This is a genomic window from Bradyrhizobium sp. 187, assembly GCF_023101005.1.
Taxonomy (GTDB): Bacteria; Pseudomonadota; Alphaproteobacteria; order Rhizobiales; family Xanthobacteraceae; genus Bradyrhizobium; species Bradyrhizobium canariense_D.
The window spans coordinates 6562295-6577104 of the sequence record NZ_CP064693.1; the positions used below are offsets into that span (position 1 = coordinate 6562295).

Annotated in this window: 14 protein-coding genes and 2 pseudogenes; 8 read left to right on the plus strand and 8 right to left on the minus strand. The window is 62.7% G+C overall.

What is annotated here, in order from left to right:
- Positions 1-3 precede the first annotated feature (3 nt).
- Entirely contained in the window at positions 4-708 is a 705-nt protein-coding gene (locus IVB19_RS31700; protein ID WP_247820694.1) for a hypothetical protein, read from the minus strand.
- A 432-nt stretch (positions 709-1140) separates the two neighbouring features.
- On the opposite strand from IVB19_RS31700, the gene IVB19_RS31705 reads away from it, so the two are divergent.
- From IVB19_RS31705 to IVB19_RS31720, 4 genes are read left to right on the plus strand one after another with little or no spacing between them, the layout of a single operon-like run.
- Positions 1141-1695 carry a hypothetical protein gene (locus IVB19_RS31705; RefSeq protein WP_247820695.1) on the plus strand — a complete coding sequence of 185 codons (555 nt, stop codon included), beginning with the start codon at positions 1141-1143 and terminating at the stop codon, positions 1693-1695.
- A complete protein-coding gene (locus tag IVB19_RS31710; protein ID WP_247820696.1) occupies positions 1696-2574 on the plus strand; it encodes a hypothetical protein in 879 nt (292 codons plus the stop codon).
- Entirely contained in the window at positions 2558-2836 is a 279-nt protein-coding gene (locus IVB19_RS31715) for a hypothetical protein (RefSeq protein WP_247820697.1), read from the plus strand. The genes IVB19_RS31710 and IVB19_RS31715 overlap by 17 nt, the downstream gene beginning before the upstream one ends.
- A gap of 8 nt (positions 2837-2844) precedes the next feature.
- A complete protein-coding gene (locus IVB19_RS31720; RefSeq protein WP_247820698.1) occupies positions 2845-3918 on the plus strand; it encodes a hypothetical protein in 1074 nt (357 codons plus the stop codon).
- Here IVB19_RS31720 and IVB19_RS31725 read toward each other — a convergent pair.
- Positions 3888-4145 (minus strand): helix-turn-helix domain-containing protein, encoded by a 258-nt coding sequence (locus IVB19_RS31725; protein WP_247820699.1) that lies wholly within the window; start codon positions 4143-4145, stop codon positions 3888-3890. The genes IVB19_RS31720 and IVB19_RS31725 overlap by 31 nt on opposite strands.
- Positions 4146-4269: 124 nt before the next feature.
- On the opposite strand from IVB19_RS31725, the gene IVB19_RS31730 reads away from it, so the two are divergent.
- From IVB19_RS31730 to IVB19_RS31740, 3 genes and pseudogenes are all read left to right on the plus strand, one after another.
- Positions 4270-5232, plus strand: a complete 963-nt coding sequence (locus IVB19_RS31730) for a hypothetical protein (RefSeq protein WP_247820700.1) — start codon at positions 4270-4272, stop codon at positions 5230-5232.
- A complete protein-coding gene (locus IVB19_RS31735) occupies positions 5229-7334 on the plus strand; it encodes an AAA family ATPase (RefSeq protein WP_247820701.1) in 2106 nt (701 codons plus the stop codon). Before IVB19_RS31730 ends, IVB19_RS31735 begins: the two co-directional genes overlap by 4 nt.
- A 42-nt stretch (positions 7335-7376) precedes the next feature.
- Positions 7377-8267 (plus strand): annotated as a pseudogene (locus tag IVB19_RS31740) (3'-5' exonuclease); the annotation flags it as partial.
- Positions 8268-8567: 300 nt separating this feature from the next.
- Here the strand turns inward: IVB19_RS31740 and IVB19_RS31745 are convergent.
- The 3 genes and pseudogenes from IVB19_RS31745 to IVB19_RS31755 form a co-directional block, all read right to left on the minus strand.
- A complete protein-coding gene (locus tag IVB19_RS31745; RefSeq protein ID WP_247820703.1) occupies positions 8568-8759 on the minus strand; it encodes a hypothetical protein in 192 nt (63 codons plus the stop codon).
- A 986-nt stretch (positions 8760-9745) separates the two neighbouring features.
- Positions 9746-10085 (minus strand): annotated as a pseudogene (locus IVB19_RS31750) (oxidoreductase dimerization domain-containing protein); the annotation flags it as partial.
- A gap of 124 nt (positions 10086-10209) precedes the next feature.
- A complete protein-coding gene (locus IVB19_RS31755) occupies positions 10210-11259 on the minus strand; it encodes a hypothetical protein (RefSeq protein ID WP_247820704.1) in 1050 nt (349 codons plus the stop codon).
- A 507-nt stretch (positions 11260-11766) separates the two neighbouring features.
- Here IVB19_RS31755 and IVB19_RS31760 point away from each other — a divergent pair.
- The gene (locus IVB19_RS31760; RefSeq protein ID WP_247820705.1) at positions 11767-12615 is read left to right on the plus strand and encodes a hypothetical protein; all 849 of its coding nucleotides are present in this window, start codon (positions 11767-11769) and stop codon (positions 12613-12615) included.
- Here the strand turns inward: IVB19_RS31760 and IVB19_RS31765 are convergent.
- The 3 genes from IVB19_RS31765 to IVB19_RS31775 are packed head-to-tail and all read right to left on the minus strand — an operon-like array spanning position 12602 to position 14639.
- Positions 12602-13726, minus strand: a complete 1125-nt coding sequence (locus tag IVB19_RS31765; RefSeq protein WP_247820706.1) for a hypothetical protein — start codon at positions 13724-13726, stop codon at positions 12602-12604. The two genes, IVB19_RS31760 and IVB19_RS31765, sit on opposite strands and share 14 nt — an antisense overlap.
- The gene (locus tag IVB19_RS31770) at positions 13717-14067 is read right to left on the minus strand and encodes a hypothetical protein (protein ID WP_247820707.1); all 351 of its coding nucleotides are present in this window, start codon (positions 14065-14067) and stop codon (positions 13717-13719) included. Before IVB19_RS31770 ends, IVB19_RS31765 begins: the two co-directional genes overlap by 10 nt.
- Positions 14067-14639, minus strand: a complete 573-nt coding sequence (locus tag IVB19_RS31775) for a hypothetical protein (protein ID WP_247820708.1) — start codon at positions 14637-14639, stop codon at positions 14067-14069. Before IVB19_RS31775 ends, IVB19_RS31770 begins: the two co-directional genes overlap by 1 nt.
- Between the last annotated feature and the right edge of the window lie 171 nt (positions 14640-14810).

The following is a 14810-nucleotide window of genomic DNA, read 5'->3' on the forward strand; positions in this document are numbered from 1 at the left end:
TTGTCACATCGCTGGGCTTGATGGACGTTCGAGTTTCACGGGCCTGAATTCGCGTTCGAAATAGCCTACGGCGTATAGTTCGATGCGCGAAGCACTTATCCTATAAAGGCTAAGGCGATCCCAATAGTCTTTTGTGGGATACGGGACAACGGCGATCACTCGCTCGATTAACGTGTGTGCGGCCACCCCGACTAACTCGGTGAGAAATGCACTCCGGCGTGTCTGATATAGTTCGTCATCCTTATAGGGTCCAAATATCATAACGCTCGCAAAGGACCGCCTTCCGTCTGCGCGCTCGAAGAGCAGCTGGCCGGGCGGACCATTCGGGCTTCTTTCTTGGATAGGCTTGAACCCATCACCGAGCTGCAACACCGCCCACTGTTCGACCCGCCGTCGCAGCTGATAGCCATGTTGCCGACCGGAGAGCAGCTTGGCGTCAGACTCGCGCGCCTTCTTTTCCGCGCGTCGGAGCTTCTCAACGGTCAGCTCGCCGTGGACTAGCTGGTGTGCGGCTTCGAGAGCCGCCACCCTATCGTAGCTGGCCCAGCGGCAGATCAACTCGACGGCACCTACGGGATGCCCTCGCAACTTGACCACATCGTTCACAAACTCTTCGGCAGTGTCGTCCTCAAGACGTTCAAGTTTTTGAAGCGTCGTGATCCAGCGTCGCACCACCTTTGTCTTCGGTTCGACTGTGCCGATCGGCATCAGCTGAGACGGAATCCTATAGAGCGCCTCTTCCAGCGTTGGACTGGGTATAGTCGCCATTGCGCTGCGAACATGGTCCGCCGCCTGAGCCCAGTCCGAAACTCCAGGCCGTCCTATAGACTTGCGTTCTGAGATCGGACCTCCTCGTGGTGTCATTATACCTAAATCTGGCGCCAGTTGGACCGAACTGATCGATCTTAGCTCTAGCAGAGCTGCATCAGCACCGCCAACGGTTGACTAAAGCTCTCTAAGACCTATTAATAGCTCCATGAAGACGGTTCTTCCTCCATTCTCGACGCCCGCGTACTCGGCGAACTCGCTACGGGATGGGTGCAGATTGCGTGCAAACCGCTGCTCGGCAGCCTCCGCGCGCCTGCGCCTGAGCGGCCCCTCCGTCGGCCCCCATGGGAAGCTCATGCCCAGGGTGGCCCAGTGAGCGCCTCCGCCCCCTCGACCATCCTCGACCGCCTCCCCGCCGAGATCCGGGAGGAATTCGAAGAGCTCGGCCGGCGCGGGCGTGGCCCGCTGGGCCGGCTGCAGACCCAAGAGATCGTCGACGACAATATCAATCTCATCCGCCGGCTCTTGAAGTTCGGCTCCTATGCCGACCTCGCCTCAGTGCTGAAGGCCGTCGGCATCAGGACGAAGCATGGCACCCCTTTGAGCACGGCTACGCTTTCGTCGGCGATCAGCCGGACACAGAACAAAGAGAAGCCTCGGGCAGCGCTGCGCCGTGCCGCGATCCCGGCGGGACTACCCCATCCAGACGTCCGCGCCCGACCGAGGATTGAGAAAGTTCGCTCCGATTCCGGCGGCAGTTCGATTTTGCGCCCGAGTTCGGCGGCTCCAGGCGCGGACACGGGCGCCACCTTCGCGAAACGCGCGAAAGCGATCTCGCTGGCTTCCCCCGATGCAGGAACTACCCGCGAGGATGACCCTCGCGCGGCCATCTTCGCCCTGCTGGGCGATCTAAGCGAGGAGGAGTGAATGCCCGATACCACCGAAGACATGGTTGCAGAGGCCCCCGATGCAATGGATGTCGCCGCCGAGCCGCCCTCGGGGCCGACAAAGGAGTTCGATCTGTTCGAGTACTTCTCGATCGGTAGCCATGTCGGAAAGACGCTGTTCGCCAACTTCACCGCGGAGCTGCTGACCACGGTCTTCGGCCGCGAAGTCATCGTCGTCCGCATCGAATCGAAGGGCTCGCGGTCGGCCGGCGATATCCACATCAACAGCGAGGATTTCGCTGCTTCGGCTCGGCTGCCCGGGGGGGAAGTCGCGCTCCTCCGCCCGGTCTTCGACCGGCTGGAAAGCATGGCCCAGAAGGAGGTCCGGCCCGTGATCGTCATTGATTGGGGCGGAGGTCTTTCGGAATATCGGGCGAAGATCTGGGCGGCTACCAGGATCGACAAGAGGCTGGCCGACCTCAATATGCGCTGCCTCTCGGTCGTCACCACGACCAGCCTCATGGACCGGATGCGCCACGCGACGAAGCTGATCGAGCAAACCCGACTCATCACACCGGGTTTGAACCTCGTGTTGCTCCTCAATCGTCGGGTGGGCGGTTTCACCTTCATCCAGGGATCCGAAGAAGCGCGCGTCTTCCACGAGCTCCGCAAGGCGGCGGAGGGCATCTCGATCATCAAGGCCCAGTCCATCACCGGCGAGAGCTGGCAGAGCTGCGAAGCCGCAGGGCTCTCGATGTCCGAGGTTATCAACGCCGATCTGCGCACCCTGCAGCACCGCCTGGGCGGCGAGAGCTCGTTTGTCGCCAGCGCCTACCAGATGCAGGTCGCTGCCTGGTGGAAGAATACTGAACGCGCGTTCCTCAAGATCCTGGGAACCGCAAGTGCGACGCAGCGCTAAGGACTTTCAGGCGAGGCTCGCCGCAATCGAAGCGGCCGCGCCGGAACGACGCCGTCGGGCCGAGCGCTGGATCCGCTCGTACTACCGCACTCATCGCAAACTGCCGCGGGGCGCATTCGCGTGCATCGCCTCGCGCCAACGTCTCTATACGCTCATATGCGTGGCAGAACTCGAACATTTGTTGGGAGTGGCGCCCATTGTGGCGCGCGTGATCAAGCTCCGCAAGCGCGCGAGCGCCTATCTCGCGTACCTGCGCGGCTAGTGGTCGCCATGTCGCTCTTCGACGAAGCCACGGACCTCACGCAGTCTCCGGACACGAGGCGGGCTTACAGGCGGCGCTGCCGGCAGCTTGAAAAAGCGGCCCTGCGCGCGCTCGCCGCCGCGAGGAGACAGCCTCTTAACGCGGTCGAGCTCACCCCAGCGCTTTTCGTGGACTACGTCATCGGGAAGAAGGGGAACTACGCCGCGAACTCCTGGAGGCTTGTGCGCCGCAGCGTCATCTGGACGTTGGAGGAAGACGCCACCGGCGCGGACGAGGCTTTCGCGACCGAGATCTTCACCGCGCTCGCGCGGCTGCGCGACGAACAGGCCGATCCCGACGAGACGCGCGGGCCGATGACTTCGAGCACCAAGGCAAAGAAGTTGCGCGACGACGATCTCGTGCTCATCGAGCAGACGGCGCTCGCGTCCCGCGCCAAGCACAAGACTACCCTCGTGCTCTATCTCAGGGTCGGCGTCCTCACGGGGCTCAGGCCTTGCGAATGGCCCCGCGCCAAGCTGCGGCGATCGAATCGCGATGGCTTCGCCTGGATGCTCGTCGTCGCCAACGCGAAGGCGACCAACCGGCGCGCGCACGGGTCACATCGGACCCTGTATTTCGCCGAGCTTGACCGACAGACCGCCGACGACATCCTGGAGTGGATACAGATCGCGCGCACCAAGCGCTACCTGCGCCTGTTGAACACCATCGGGCGGTTGCTTTGGAAAATCACGCGCGAGCTCTGGCCGGATCGCACCGAGTGGCCGACCCTCTATTCTACCCGTCACCTCGCGGTCGCGGCGTGGAAGGCATACTTCCTGCACCGGGGACAGACCGATGAGGAGCGTCTCGAAGCGCTCGCGATCATCGCGGCCCTGATGGGGCACGGGAGCGACGCCACCGCCAGCCAGCACTACGCCAGGGCCAACGCCGGCCAGCGCGTCTTAGTACCGGCCGCCGATCCCCAAGAGGTCGCACGCGTCAGGCAAGTCGTCGATTTGCACTGGTTCGCGAAACTCATCGAGAGCGCCGCGTCGAACCCCGACAACGGCGCTCAGTCCTTGAGCGCCACTCCTTCACCATGATTCTTGCCCCCATAGAGAAACACGACGCCATGTCGCTCGAGAGCGTCGCGCATTTTCTTGTACGTCGCGACCTTCAACGGATTGACCGGAACTTCCTCATCGGCCTCTAGCCGCGATACGGTACGTCGATCGACGTCGATCTCGCGCGCGAGATCGAGCTGCTCCATCCCGACCAGCGCGCGACCAGCCCTTATCATCCGCCCCGAAGGCAACTTGTCGCTGGCCACTGCGGGCTCCGAATCGAAAACCGATTAACCTTACACCCGGTGACGGCGCGGACGACAGCCCTTGCATAATGCGTCATATGGGATATATATCCCATATGACGCATATCGAATGCGAGACCCGCAAGTGACCCAGTCCGACTTCAGCACGGCTCCGACGAGCACCCCCGGGCGCGGCTTTACGGCTGCCACCGTGTTCGTCGACGGAAGCCCGACCGGAATGCGGCTGGTGAAATCGTTCGGTTCAAGACTATCCATCCTCGTGTTGCCCTTCGCCGAGATTGCGCGTCTCAAGGAGCGCTTGTCGCCATGGGACTACGTCGTCTATGTGATCGACGATCCCATGCCGACCAGCGACCAGAAGAGTTACATCGGCCACGGCGACGGTGAACGGGATTTTGGGGATCGGCTCGGCAACGCCATCAGCGCGACCACGCAGATCTACGTCATCATCGCCGACGGCGACACGTTCAACAAGGTCACGGCACCCTACGTCGAAGGCAGGTTGATCGAAATCTGCACGCATCTCAATATACCGCTCGCAAATTCCGGACGTCCCTTCGGCCGCGGTCTTAGAATCGCGGACGATTTCGAACAGTTGGTCGGCCACGCTCAGGCGCTGCTGTCGGTGGCCGGCTTCACGCGGATCGAGATGGCACGTAAAGAGCCGCCCGCTTTGCGCCATCGGATATCCGTGACCATGGACCGCAGCGAAATGGTCGCGATGACGGAAGAGGAAAAAGTAGTCGTTCCTCAGGAGGGCGTTGCATACCGATTGAATCGCCGCGATTTGCGCGCCGTTGGCTACATTTGGAACAATCGTTTCTACGTGATGGCGGGTTCCGACTATGCACGCCGTTCGCGGTCCGATCTGTCGTACGATCACCAGCGGCGCCGCGATTTGCTGGAGATCGAAAAGTGGGTCGGCCCGAGTAGCGGGACGTCGGACAAGTTGACGCTGAAGGTCGGGTTTCATTGCCGCGGCGCATCGTTCGCCGCCAAGCTGCTGTCCGGCGAACAGATCGATAAGGACAGCTGGCTTGTGATCGAACCGACGGTGGCGGCGCCGACATGCGAGGCGCCGGAATGAACCTGCGTGTCCTTGCCTCGTCTGACAAGCCCCTGCACGAAGTCTTCGTCGACTTCGCCCGTGGCGGCGCGGGGTTCTCGCGCCTCTCGCGGTCCATCTCGGATGACGAGAACGATGAGCCTGCCTCCGAAGACGACAGTGATCCGCTTCCTGTCGCGAAGCCCGTCCCCGCCTGCGCTCCCGACATCGCCACTGTCGCCGCGCTCCTCGGCCGCGCTTTCGAAAACTCACGCGATGCCCTGGCCAGAATGTTGGACCCGGACACAGTCATCATCATCCAGGTGCCGCACCCCGATCTCGTGAAACCGGTACGTCGCTTCTTGCGTCTTCTGCTCGCCGGCGATGCGCCTTTGATCGACGGCAACGACCTCGACGATCGCAACCACATGACACGGGCGGGGGGATCCGCAGTCGTGTTCACCGAGCCGACGAAATCGAAGAGCTCTTCCGAGGAAGACTACGAGGCCGTCGCAATTGCGATGCGCTTGCGCTGCGCGACGATCGGCATAGGGACGCCGTTCGGTAAGTTGCCCAAGACCTTGGTCCGGCTCGCCGAGCGTCGCGTCGTCGTTCCGCCCATCGACGCCGCGGTCGTCGCCGACGTGATGGAAGCCGTGACCGGGACGAGGCCCGCGTCGGTTGATGCTTCGATCGCGTCCCGCACGACCATCAACGACCTCGCCATCGCCGTGCGCAACGATATCGGCCTCGAGCGTTCGCTCGAACGCCTGCGGCGCGTCGTCGAGCCGCAGGCCACCAGCGACGTACCGCCACTTTCCGAACTATCCGGTCTGGGCGATGCGAAGACGTATTGCTTGGAAGTGGTCGAGTCCATGCGGGAATATCTCGCGGGGACGCGTCCCTGGAGCGAATGTCCACACGGACTGCTGGTGTCGGGCCCTCCCGGCACCGGTAAGACCTCGCTGATGCGCTCGCTGGCCCGCGAGTTGCCTAACGTTCACTTCATCGCCACAAGCTATGCGCAATTTCAGGCGCATAAGTCGGGTCACCTCGGGGACGTGACCTCCTGCATCCGCTCCACGTTTGCGGAGGCATTTCAGCGGCGCCCCGCTATCATATATATCGATGAATGCGACGCAATCCCTGCGCGCGGTGAGACGAAGGACAATTCTTGGTGGAATGCGATCGTTGCCGTGTTGCTTGAGTGCATACAAGGCTTCGAGCGGGTCGAGGGCGTCTTCGTGTGCGCCTCCTGCAACGATCCGAATCGTCTCGACCCGGCGCTCATCAGGGCGGGACGCCTCGATCACCATATCAGGGTCGAACTGCCTGACGTCGCCGGATTGATGGGCATTTTCCGGACGCATCTTCGCGCAGATTGCGCGGGTGCCGACCTGCGCGAGGCCGCGCTTGCCGCCCGCGGTCACACCGGCGCCGACGTCGAAAAATGGGTTCGCATGGCCCGCCAGGTGGCGCGCAAGGCTGGACGGGACGTCGCCGTGAACGACCTCGTGCAAGTGGTCCGCGGCGGTGAGCCGGATCTGCCGCCAGATGTTCGCCTGTGTATCGCCTATCACGAAGCCGGGCATGCGATCTCGCACATAGCGCTCGGCACGGCCGTGCCGAAGTCCCTGTCGATCGGTGGCGACGGCGGCGTCGCGGAGAGCGCGCCGGAGCGGGTCCAGCTTCCCACTCGCGAGTATCTAGAGAAACGTCTCGTGACGATGTTGGCCGGACGAGCCGCGGAGCAACTGAGGTTCAACGAGGCGACCTGTGGCGCGGGTGGCACTTCCGCGGATTGCGACCTAGTCCGTGCGACCACCTTAGCCTTACGGATTGAAACGGCGTTCGGCTTCGGTCACACGGGTCTCGTGACGCTCTCGAAGGACCAGATCGATGACGGCCATCTGCTCATGAACGGCCCGCTCCGCACGGCGACCAACGAAACGCTCAAGCGTGCCTACGAGAGATCACTGACCCTGCTCCAGCGGAACAATCGTACGCTGGACGCACTCGCGGAAGCCCTGTTCGCCGCCAGCTACCTCGATCAGGCCGAGATCGTCGAGATCATCACCGCCAACCCGCTCGTTCCGGCAGCGCCTACCGTCGCTCGCGGAGCAGCTTCTCACTTTCCTCACTAACCGACCCGCTAGAGACCGGGCTCATCCGAATGTAAGAGAAGGGCCATGCAGAGCGAAACCAACGAGGCCTTGGCGGGACAGCTGGAGGCGAGCGGACAATACAGGGTTCTCCGCCGCATCGTTCCGCCCACCGTAGGCTTTCGTCCCGACGACGGCGCGAAGATCGGCATCGTGCTCGACGTCGAGACCACGGGACTCGATACCGGCCGTGACGAGATCATAGAACTGGCGATGATCAAGTTCGCCTATTCGGCCGATGATCGGATTTTGGGAGTGGTCGGTGTCTTCCAGGTTCTTCAAGAGCCGTCGTCCCCCATCGCTCCTGAGATCACAGCTCTGACCCGCGTTACAAACGAGATGGTTGCCGGCCGAACAATCGACCCGCTGGCAGTCGATCGTTTCGCGGCCGACGCCAACATCATCGTGGCGCACAACTCCGCGTTCGATCGAAAATTCGCCGAGAGATTTTGGCCGGTCTTCGTGCACAAGCCATGGGCTTGTTCGCTTAGCGGTATCAGGTGGAAGGAATATGGTTTCGCAAGTACCAAGCTCGAGCATCTACTGGCAACATGCGGTCTCTTCTACCACGCACATAGAGCGGCCGATGATTGCTTCGCCCTGTTGAAGTTGCTCGAACAGAAGCTGCCGAACGCCTCGAAATCCGCTCTGGCCGGCCTGCTTGAGCGTGCACGGCGCAAAACCGTTCGGGTCTGGGCGGAGCAGTCTCCGTTCGAATTGAAAGACCTGTTGAAACGGCGCAACTACCGATGGAACGATGGTACCGATGGGCGGCCAAAGTCATGGTACGTAGACGTTCAGGAGGAAGATCTGGCCGCTGAATTCCGGTTCTTGCAGAGTGAAGTCTATCAATGCGAGGCGAACGTCTATCATCAGGAGTTCACGGCACTCGACCGGTTCTCGGTTCGTGCGTAGCGATTTGAACGCCGCGCTCTGTTCAGGTTGCGGCTTCGACTTCTGCAAAATACGCGCTGCTACCGCAAGTTCGCGGGCCTCAGTAGTTTTCCGAGCCTCTGTCATGCAGACGGCGGCCTCGCCCTATCGCCGCGAAAAGGGAACGACAACGCCTTGCGCCCTCGCCGTGCTCGCGTCGCGATCGGCGCTGGGCTTGAGCTGGACAACCTCGGGCGCGGGAGCTGAGAGCCAACCGGGTGGCCGCGAGGCAAGGTTTTCGCCGTCGCCGGCGGACGAGGCATGCGCGGCGCGCCGCTGGCGTCAGGTCCGCGTAGGACGGCCAGTACGGCATGGAATCTCCGGCGCGTCCGGCCGCGACATTCGTGCGGAAAGCTTGGGATTGACGACGTAGCCGTCGATCTCCTGGTCTTCGGAGAGCAGGGCCTGGCCGAGATAGAAGCGACCGGCCGCGATGGTGATGCCCTGGACAGTGACGGACTCTCCCGGCGACACCCACCTCGCCGACGCCGGCGCCCTCCCCTTGCGAAGGGGCGCTCCGGGCCCGTGCAAATAGCGACGACCGCGGCCAGATTTTCCACGACGAACCGATATGCCGCGCTGAGGGCCGCGTAGATGGCGCCCAACACGAGCAACAAGCCCATGCCTGCCGTGGATTCGCCCTTGCGCCGCCCATTCTCGCCGTCGATTCTCCCCGTTCTTCAAGAAATAGCGTGTGACAGCAGGGAAGTACCATCGTCGAAGGTCGAGTCCGGCCCCCGTAGCGCCTCATCGTGGGCAAATTGCGCCCGGAACCGCGCAACTCCTCTGCAAGCGCGGGCATCGTAGGTTCTTGTTATGTCCCGCGCTTCAATTCTCGCTGCCGCTTGACCGCCGGCGGCCAAAAGCATGACGATTAGACTGGATTATCGGCCTCGCATTCCAGATCAAGCTAGGTGTGCGCGGCAGCAGCTTTCCTGATGCGGCCGCAGCCTGCCGCGTGCGGCCGCACGATGCCGGAGTTGCCTTCGGAGTAACGGGGGAGAGCTCAGAGACAGAGACGATCAGCGACGTCACGACAATCGACGGCTTTATCGACGTCTGGCAAACGGATCTTCGAGAAACTCGCAGCGACCGTCGGCTGAAAGCTTGAGGAGAGCGGGAGCGAGCGACCGCTATCTCAACTATCGTGACCAAAGCTTGTTTCGGTTCGCTATCGCTCCGGGGGAGTGGTACTCTCTAGGGAAGTGTACGCCTCAAGTAATTTCAATGAGTTGTCCAAGAGTTTGGGCAAGGAACGTCTCATTGTTCTTCAAGGCGTTTCAAAATAGACGCCCGGCCCCCCCGCGGCAGCCGCGAAAGTCGCCCAACGCTCCTTTGCCGTGCTCGTCACGATAAATGACGGCCCGGCGGTTCGGGCGGCGGCTACGACGTCGTTTTCGACCGCCCTATAGGCCAGGCATATTCCCTAGGACTTTGCCCACTGCAGAATAAACGACATCTCAGATATGCAGCGCGTGCCCCAGCGCCTTCATCGCAGCCTCCGGGAAGGCCTCGCCCCACGTCGGATGGGCGTGGATTGTGCCGGCGATGTCCTGCAAGGTCGCGCCCATCGCGATCGCGAGGCCGAAGGCGGCCGACAATTCCCAGACGCCTTGCCCGACCGCCTGGATGCCGATCACCAGCTCGCTGCCGGCCTGCGCGACGACGCGCACGAAACCAGCCTCGCCGTGGCGGTCATGGCGCGGCCATTGGCGGCGAAGGGGAACTGGCGATCTTGAGCTCGTGGCCGGCGCGCTTGGCTTCATCAGGCGAGAGGCCGACCGAGACGATCTCGGGATCGGGGTCTGGGACGATCTCCAGCTGCGCGTAATCGGTGACGACCGCGATATGGTCTTTCGATTCCGCGAGCCACGCGCGTAGCGGTTGCTTCCGCCCGAGATTCTTCGGATCCTCCAGCATATTCTTATCCACGACCATGCGTTTCATTGAATCGGTTTCGTCCCTGTGCCTGCGCGTCCGACGTTATTCTGTGAGCGGTCCCTTTCGGTTCAATCGAACCCGCGTTGGGGTGACCAGGAACGGCTGTCCAGTGGAGAAGATCGCGGCAACCGGCCGAGCAAGGCCACGCCGTCGCGGAATTGCACGAGGGGATAGCGGGCGTCGCCGTCGTCATCGCGCCGGTCCGGTATCGAAGTGAAAAAACCCGCGGCTCCAGATCCGGAAGGTCCAGCACCATTGGGATTTGTTCATGTGGACTGCCGATCAATCCGGACAGCGTTAGCAGGAACGATTTCGCCGCCACTTTGTCCATCGCGAAGATGTTTGCAAGACCGCTCCAAGGCCAATCGCGCCAGCGCTCAAACACCGCGCGCCGCCATACGAAGTTCGGCGCTTCCTGTTCTTCAATGAGCGCCCAAGGCAGCAAGTAAGGCAATAAATATTCGGCCGCGACCAGGAAGCGTCTTCCAGCGATCCCAACCGCAAAGAATGTCGAGATAGCATTTTCGTCGGGTCGTTCTCCTGCGCCTCGAAGCCAGTCGATCCTGGCGACAATGTTCGACGCGCCCAGGAGTAGGAAGTTCGCGCGATGCGCTGCGAGCGCGAGCGAGGTAGGAACGAGGCCCGGTGCAGGCGTCGCGATTTGAGGCGTCGGCTGTTTCGGCCGTGTTTGGGGCTTCGTGATTTTCGTCTCGGCCACATGAGGAAAGGTGTCGCCGCTGGCGGGATTGCAGCCGAACGCGACGGCGTAGCCGTGGATAACTTTGCCATGCGCGCAAGTGCCGGCGATGTGCGGCTTTACCTGCCGCCGGTATTTGCGCATGGCCTCGCCGCTCATACGGCTGCAGGTGACGCTTTGCGCGAACGACCCGTGCGCTTCGGCCAGCACCACCCCGTGGCCGGTCACCGCGCCACCTGCATAAATAAAGTCGGCATGCAGATCGGTTGTGCCGGTCAAGCACGCCCCGTTGTCGCGCCATACGTAGCCAAGCGCGTTCATCAGAAGATCGGTCACGCCAGCGCCCACGCGCCCCTGGGAAACCGGATCGCTCCGCATCGGCGAGCGCCGTGATGTCAGGTGACAGCGCGAACCGCGCGCCATCGGCGACAAGGTATTCGACCTTGGCCAGCTGGGACCGGATCCAGTGACGGAGCAAGGCCGGGGGGCTGCTCGCAGTGTCAGGGTCCGCGCCATGGCGGCGGCCAATGCTTCGGGGCGAAAACCTATGTGGTCGGTCATTACGGGCGGAACGAAGCCGCTGGATACGGGACTTGGCTTCTGAAGATGCAGGGTATGCCCTGAAAGGGCTACCGTTTTTTGCATGCGCCACAGCGCGGGCGCGGTTGCAACTATCGTCAAGTTTATCCCCCTCCGAAACCTGTATTTCCCTCATCCTAACCCGTGGCGGGCTCAAAGTGTGCCGGTATAAAAGCGCGAAATCGACTCACGGCCCCGGGGCCGACTCACCTAAAATGCCCTTCCCCCGGGTGCCGGGTTCTTCCATTCCTTTTTGAGTGTAACTTGGATTTTCCGAACCAGCCCTTGCCGCGTGCAAACCTGACATTCGAGGTCGTTGACGATCTCGTGGGGGCCCACGCGCGAGGCCGGCTCACCGGGGCGCCGCAGGTTCGTTATGCCGCAACGGACCTGTGCCCACTGATCGAGTTAATGATGGAAGCCAGCGACGGTCGGACCGGGCCGCTGCTGCAAACGGCGTGGCTCGATTCCATTACGCAACGGGACCTTCGCGCCGCGCTCGCCAGCAACCAGAACCTCTGGCTGGATGACACGCGGCGGCGCGGTTTCATGCGGACGACCTTCAATCCACGCCTCGAAGCCGATGACCTTCAGCGTAATCGTTTCCTGATCGCGGCGCGGACGGCGGCGGAAACGTCCGGCCTCGTCACGCCGGTTGCACAATGCCTCGCTGCCGCCTTGCGGGAAATGGAATCCAACATTCACGAGCATTCCGGCGCTGCCACGACGGGCATCCTTGCCTTCCAGGCGCGGCCGTCGCTGTTCGAGTTCGTTGCGGCTGATTGCGGTGCGGGCGTGCTGGCGACCCTGCGCGAGGACGAAGAGTTCGCGGAGCTTACGGATCATGGTCTCGCCATGCACGCGGCGCTTCAGGAAAACGTGTCGCGGTACGGCCGCGCGTCCGGTCACGGCAACGGTTTCCGCGACCTCTTCCTCGGCCTTGCCCATTTAAACGCTGATTTGCGCTTCCGTTCGGGCGATCATGCGTTGCTGATCAGCGGGCCGCAGCCTGAGTTGAAAAAGGCGCGCCTGGCGCAGAAGACGCCGTTCAAGGGTTTTCTCGCCGCCATCCGGTGCCAGCCGATGATGCCGGGATCAGCTACCCGCCATTGAGCAGGCTCTCGACCCGCCCCCGCACCGTGGCGAGGTTTTCGACGAGAAGATCATCGATGGGCTGGCCGATCAGCGTCAGCTCGGGAATTTTCTTCATCACGCCTTCGTTGTTGAGGTAGAGGCGCTGCCGGTGGACCGCGTTCATGAAAGCAGACGTGTCGATGTACGTCACCCGACCGAAGGCCGGGGCCAAGACCGGGATCGCGTTGATGCCGCCAATCATGACGAAGTGGAGCGGGCGGCCCGCGCGGCCCGGCAACTGGGCGAGTTCTTCAAGATGGAAACCGAGCCGGGTGCGCCATGCCGCGCCCGTCTTGAACTCGAACGCCACATCGGTCACTTCGGGACGCGCCGCGAGGAAGGCGGCGAGGCGGCGGTAATCCTGCGGCGTGCGGGCATTGAGATGGTACGCGCCGGGAACGACGGCGCCGACAATTTCCTGCCAGGTCGTTCCGATCCGCTTCATCGCGTGCATGTCGTTGTAGCGCACCTCGTCGGTGAACATCGAATAGTTCGGCCCGGTGATTAGCGCCACGCCGAGCGTGCGAAGCGTCGCCAGCAACGGCCCACGCGTTTCGCTCAGCTTCCACCACGCCTCGATCGCCGCATCGCGTCCGCTGCCGATCAGGACGAGCTGCGTGTGCGGCGCAAGTCCAAACGTCGCCTCGACCTCGGCGCGGCTGGTGAAACGTGGTCGCCCGTCCGCGCGGTAGAACCGGCGCAGCGGCAGCGCGACGGCTTCGACGTCGAGCGGCACCGCGCGGCGGTTGCCGTGATAAATGTAGGGAACGTACGAGGGGAGCGGCGGTGCCGCGCAGGGCGCGGCGCGCGGGATGGTGTCAAGCTCCAGCCCATTGACCTCCCGCATGCGCTCAAGAAATCCAAGCGGATTGTTGGGGCACATGCCGTCGCAGGTGTCTGGCTTGCCGCAGCAATCGTCGAGACACCAATAGGCGTCCTGCTTTTTGCGGATGCCACCACAGGTGCCGAGGTCGGCACACCCAAGGCAACCGAGTGCCATCGGCAACGCCTCGCCTTCATCCCAGCGCCGCCGCCGGCGGCCGAGCGAGGGGGTGCCGGGCTGTTCGTGCGGACGGGTGGTTACTCGCAAATGCCGATCTCCAGGGTTTGGCTGATGGGCTGCACCGACGTGATCTCGCCCTCGGCGATGCCCGCGCCCGCGCGGAGATGGGCGACGAACTCGGCCGGCGCGTTGGGGCATTCGGCGATGGTGGTGTTGAAGCGCTGCACGATCACCTTGTCCTTCACGACGCGGAGCAGCACCTTCTCACCGGGCGTAACATCGGGGTCGCCGCAGAGGTCAGCACGAGCGGTTCGCGAGACGATCGGCAGGTCGCGGCTGAACAGCTTGGGAGAGTGCATCTCGACCAGGCGACGGTCGAGCACGCGGTTAAAGCCCGGCGCGGCGGTGCGGATAAAATCCAGTCCCATCAGGCAACCTCCAGAACGGGCCGGTACTTCTTGGTGCGGCCCTGCAAAATTTCCACAACCAGGCTTTTGGCCGCCAAGGATGCGAGGCGGTTGTTCCACGCTGTCGCGCCGACCATGTCGACGGTGCGGGATTCCTCGTAGAGCTGCGCGGCGGTGGTTTCGCGTTTTCGGCTTACGAGAAGCAGTGTCTCCTGAAGCTTGTCGTCGAGCCTGCCGCAGAGCTGCACATCGGTGATCTGGCCGGAGGCGTCGGTCGCGCAGGTGAGGAAGGCATCACCCGAGCGGCGCAGCATCTCCTCGATCTCTTCGCGCACCTTTTCCGAGAGGTTCGCCGCGACGGCGTAGCCCGGCTGGCGGCGCAGGCGGAGATGATCGCGCAAGGGCACGAGCAACTCGCTCAGGTAGGACGACGTCGCCAAATCCACCCCGGCGAAGTCGAGCACCACGAGGGCGGGTTCGGCTAATTCCGGGAACTGTTCGAGGGTTACCACGAAGGCGCGTTGGCCCGAGAGCCGGCCAGCAAGGATGGGATCAACACCGGGCCGAAGCATGGGAAGAGTGACTATCTTCATTTATCTCACTGCAGTTGATGAGATACATATAGGGGGCGTTTGCGCCATCGGCAACAACATTTTGTAGCTAACCGAAAGGCGATTGGATTCAACGGCTTGGAAGGCTCCTTGCCGCGGGCTGGAACCGGACAGGCAGGGAATCGCCCTCCCCGCGAGATTGCCGGATCTAGC

Bases quoted from the DNA above. Each gene is read 5' to 3' on its own strand.
- IVB19_RS31700 (WP_247820694.1), bottom strand. From the start codon at position 708: ATGCCGATCGGCACAGTCGAACCGAAGACAAAGGTGGTGCGACGCTGG.
- IVB19_RS31710 (WP_247820696.1), top strand. From the start codon at position 1,696: ATGCCCGATACCACCGAAGACATGGTTGCAGAGGCCCCCGATGCAATG.
- IVB19_RS31720 (WP_247820698.1), top strand. From the start codon at position 2,845: ATGTCGCTCTTCGACGAAGCCACGGACCTCACGCAGTCTCCGGACACG.
- IVB19_RS31735 (WP_247820701.1), top strand. From the start codon at position 5,229: ATGAACCTGCGTGTCCTTGCCTCGTCTGACAAGCCCCTGCACGAAGTC.
- IVB19_RS31770 (WP_247820707.1), bottom strand. From the start codon at position 14,067: ATGGGACTGGATTTTATCCGCACCGCCGCGCCGGGCTTTAACCGCGTG.
- IVB19_RS31775 (WP_247820708.1), bottom strand. From the start codon at position 14,639: ATGAAGATAGTCACTCTTCCCATGCTTCGGCCCGGTGTTGATCCCATC.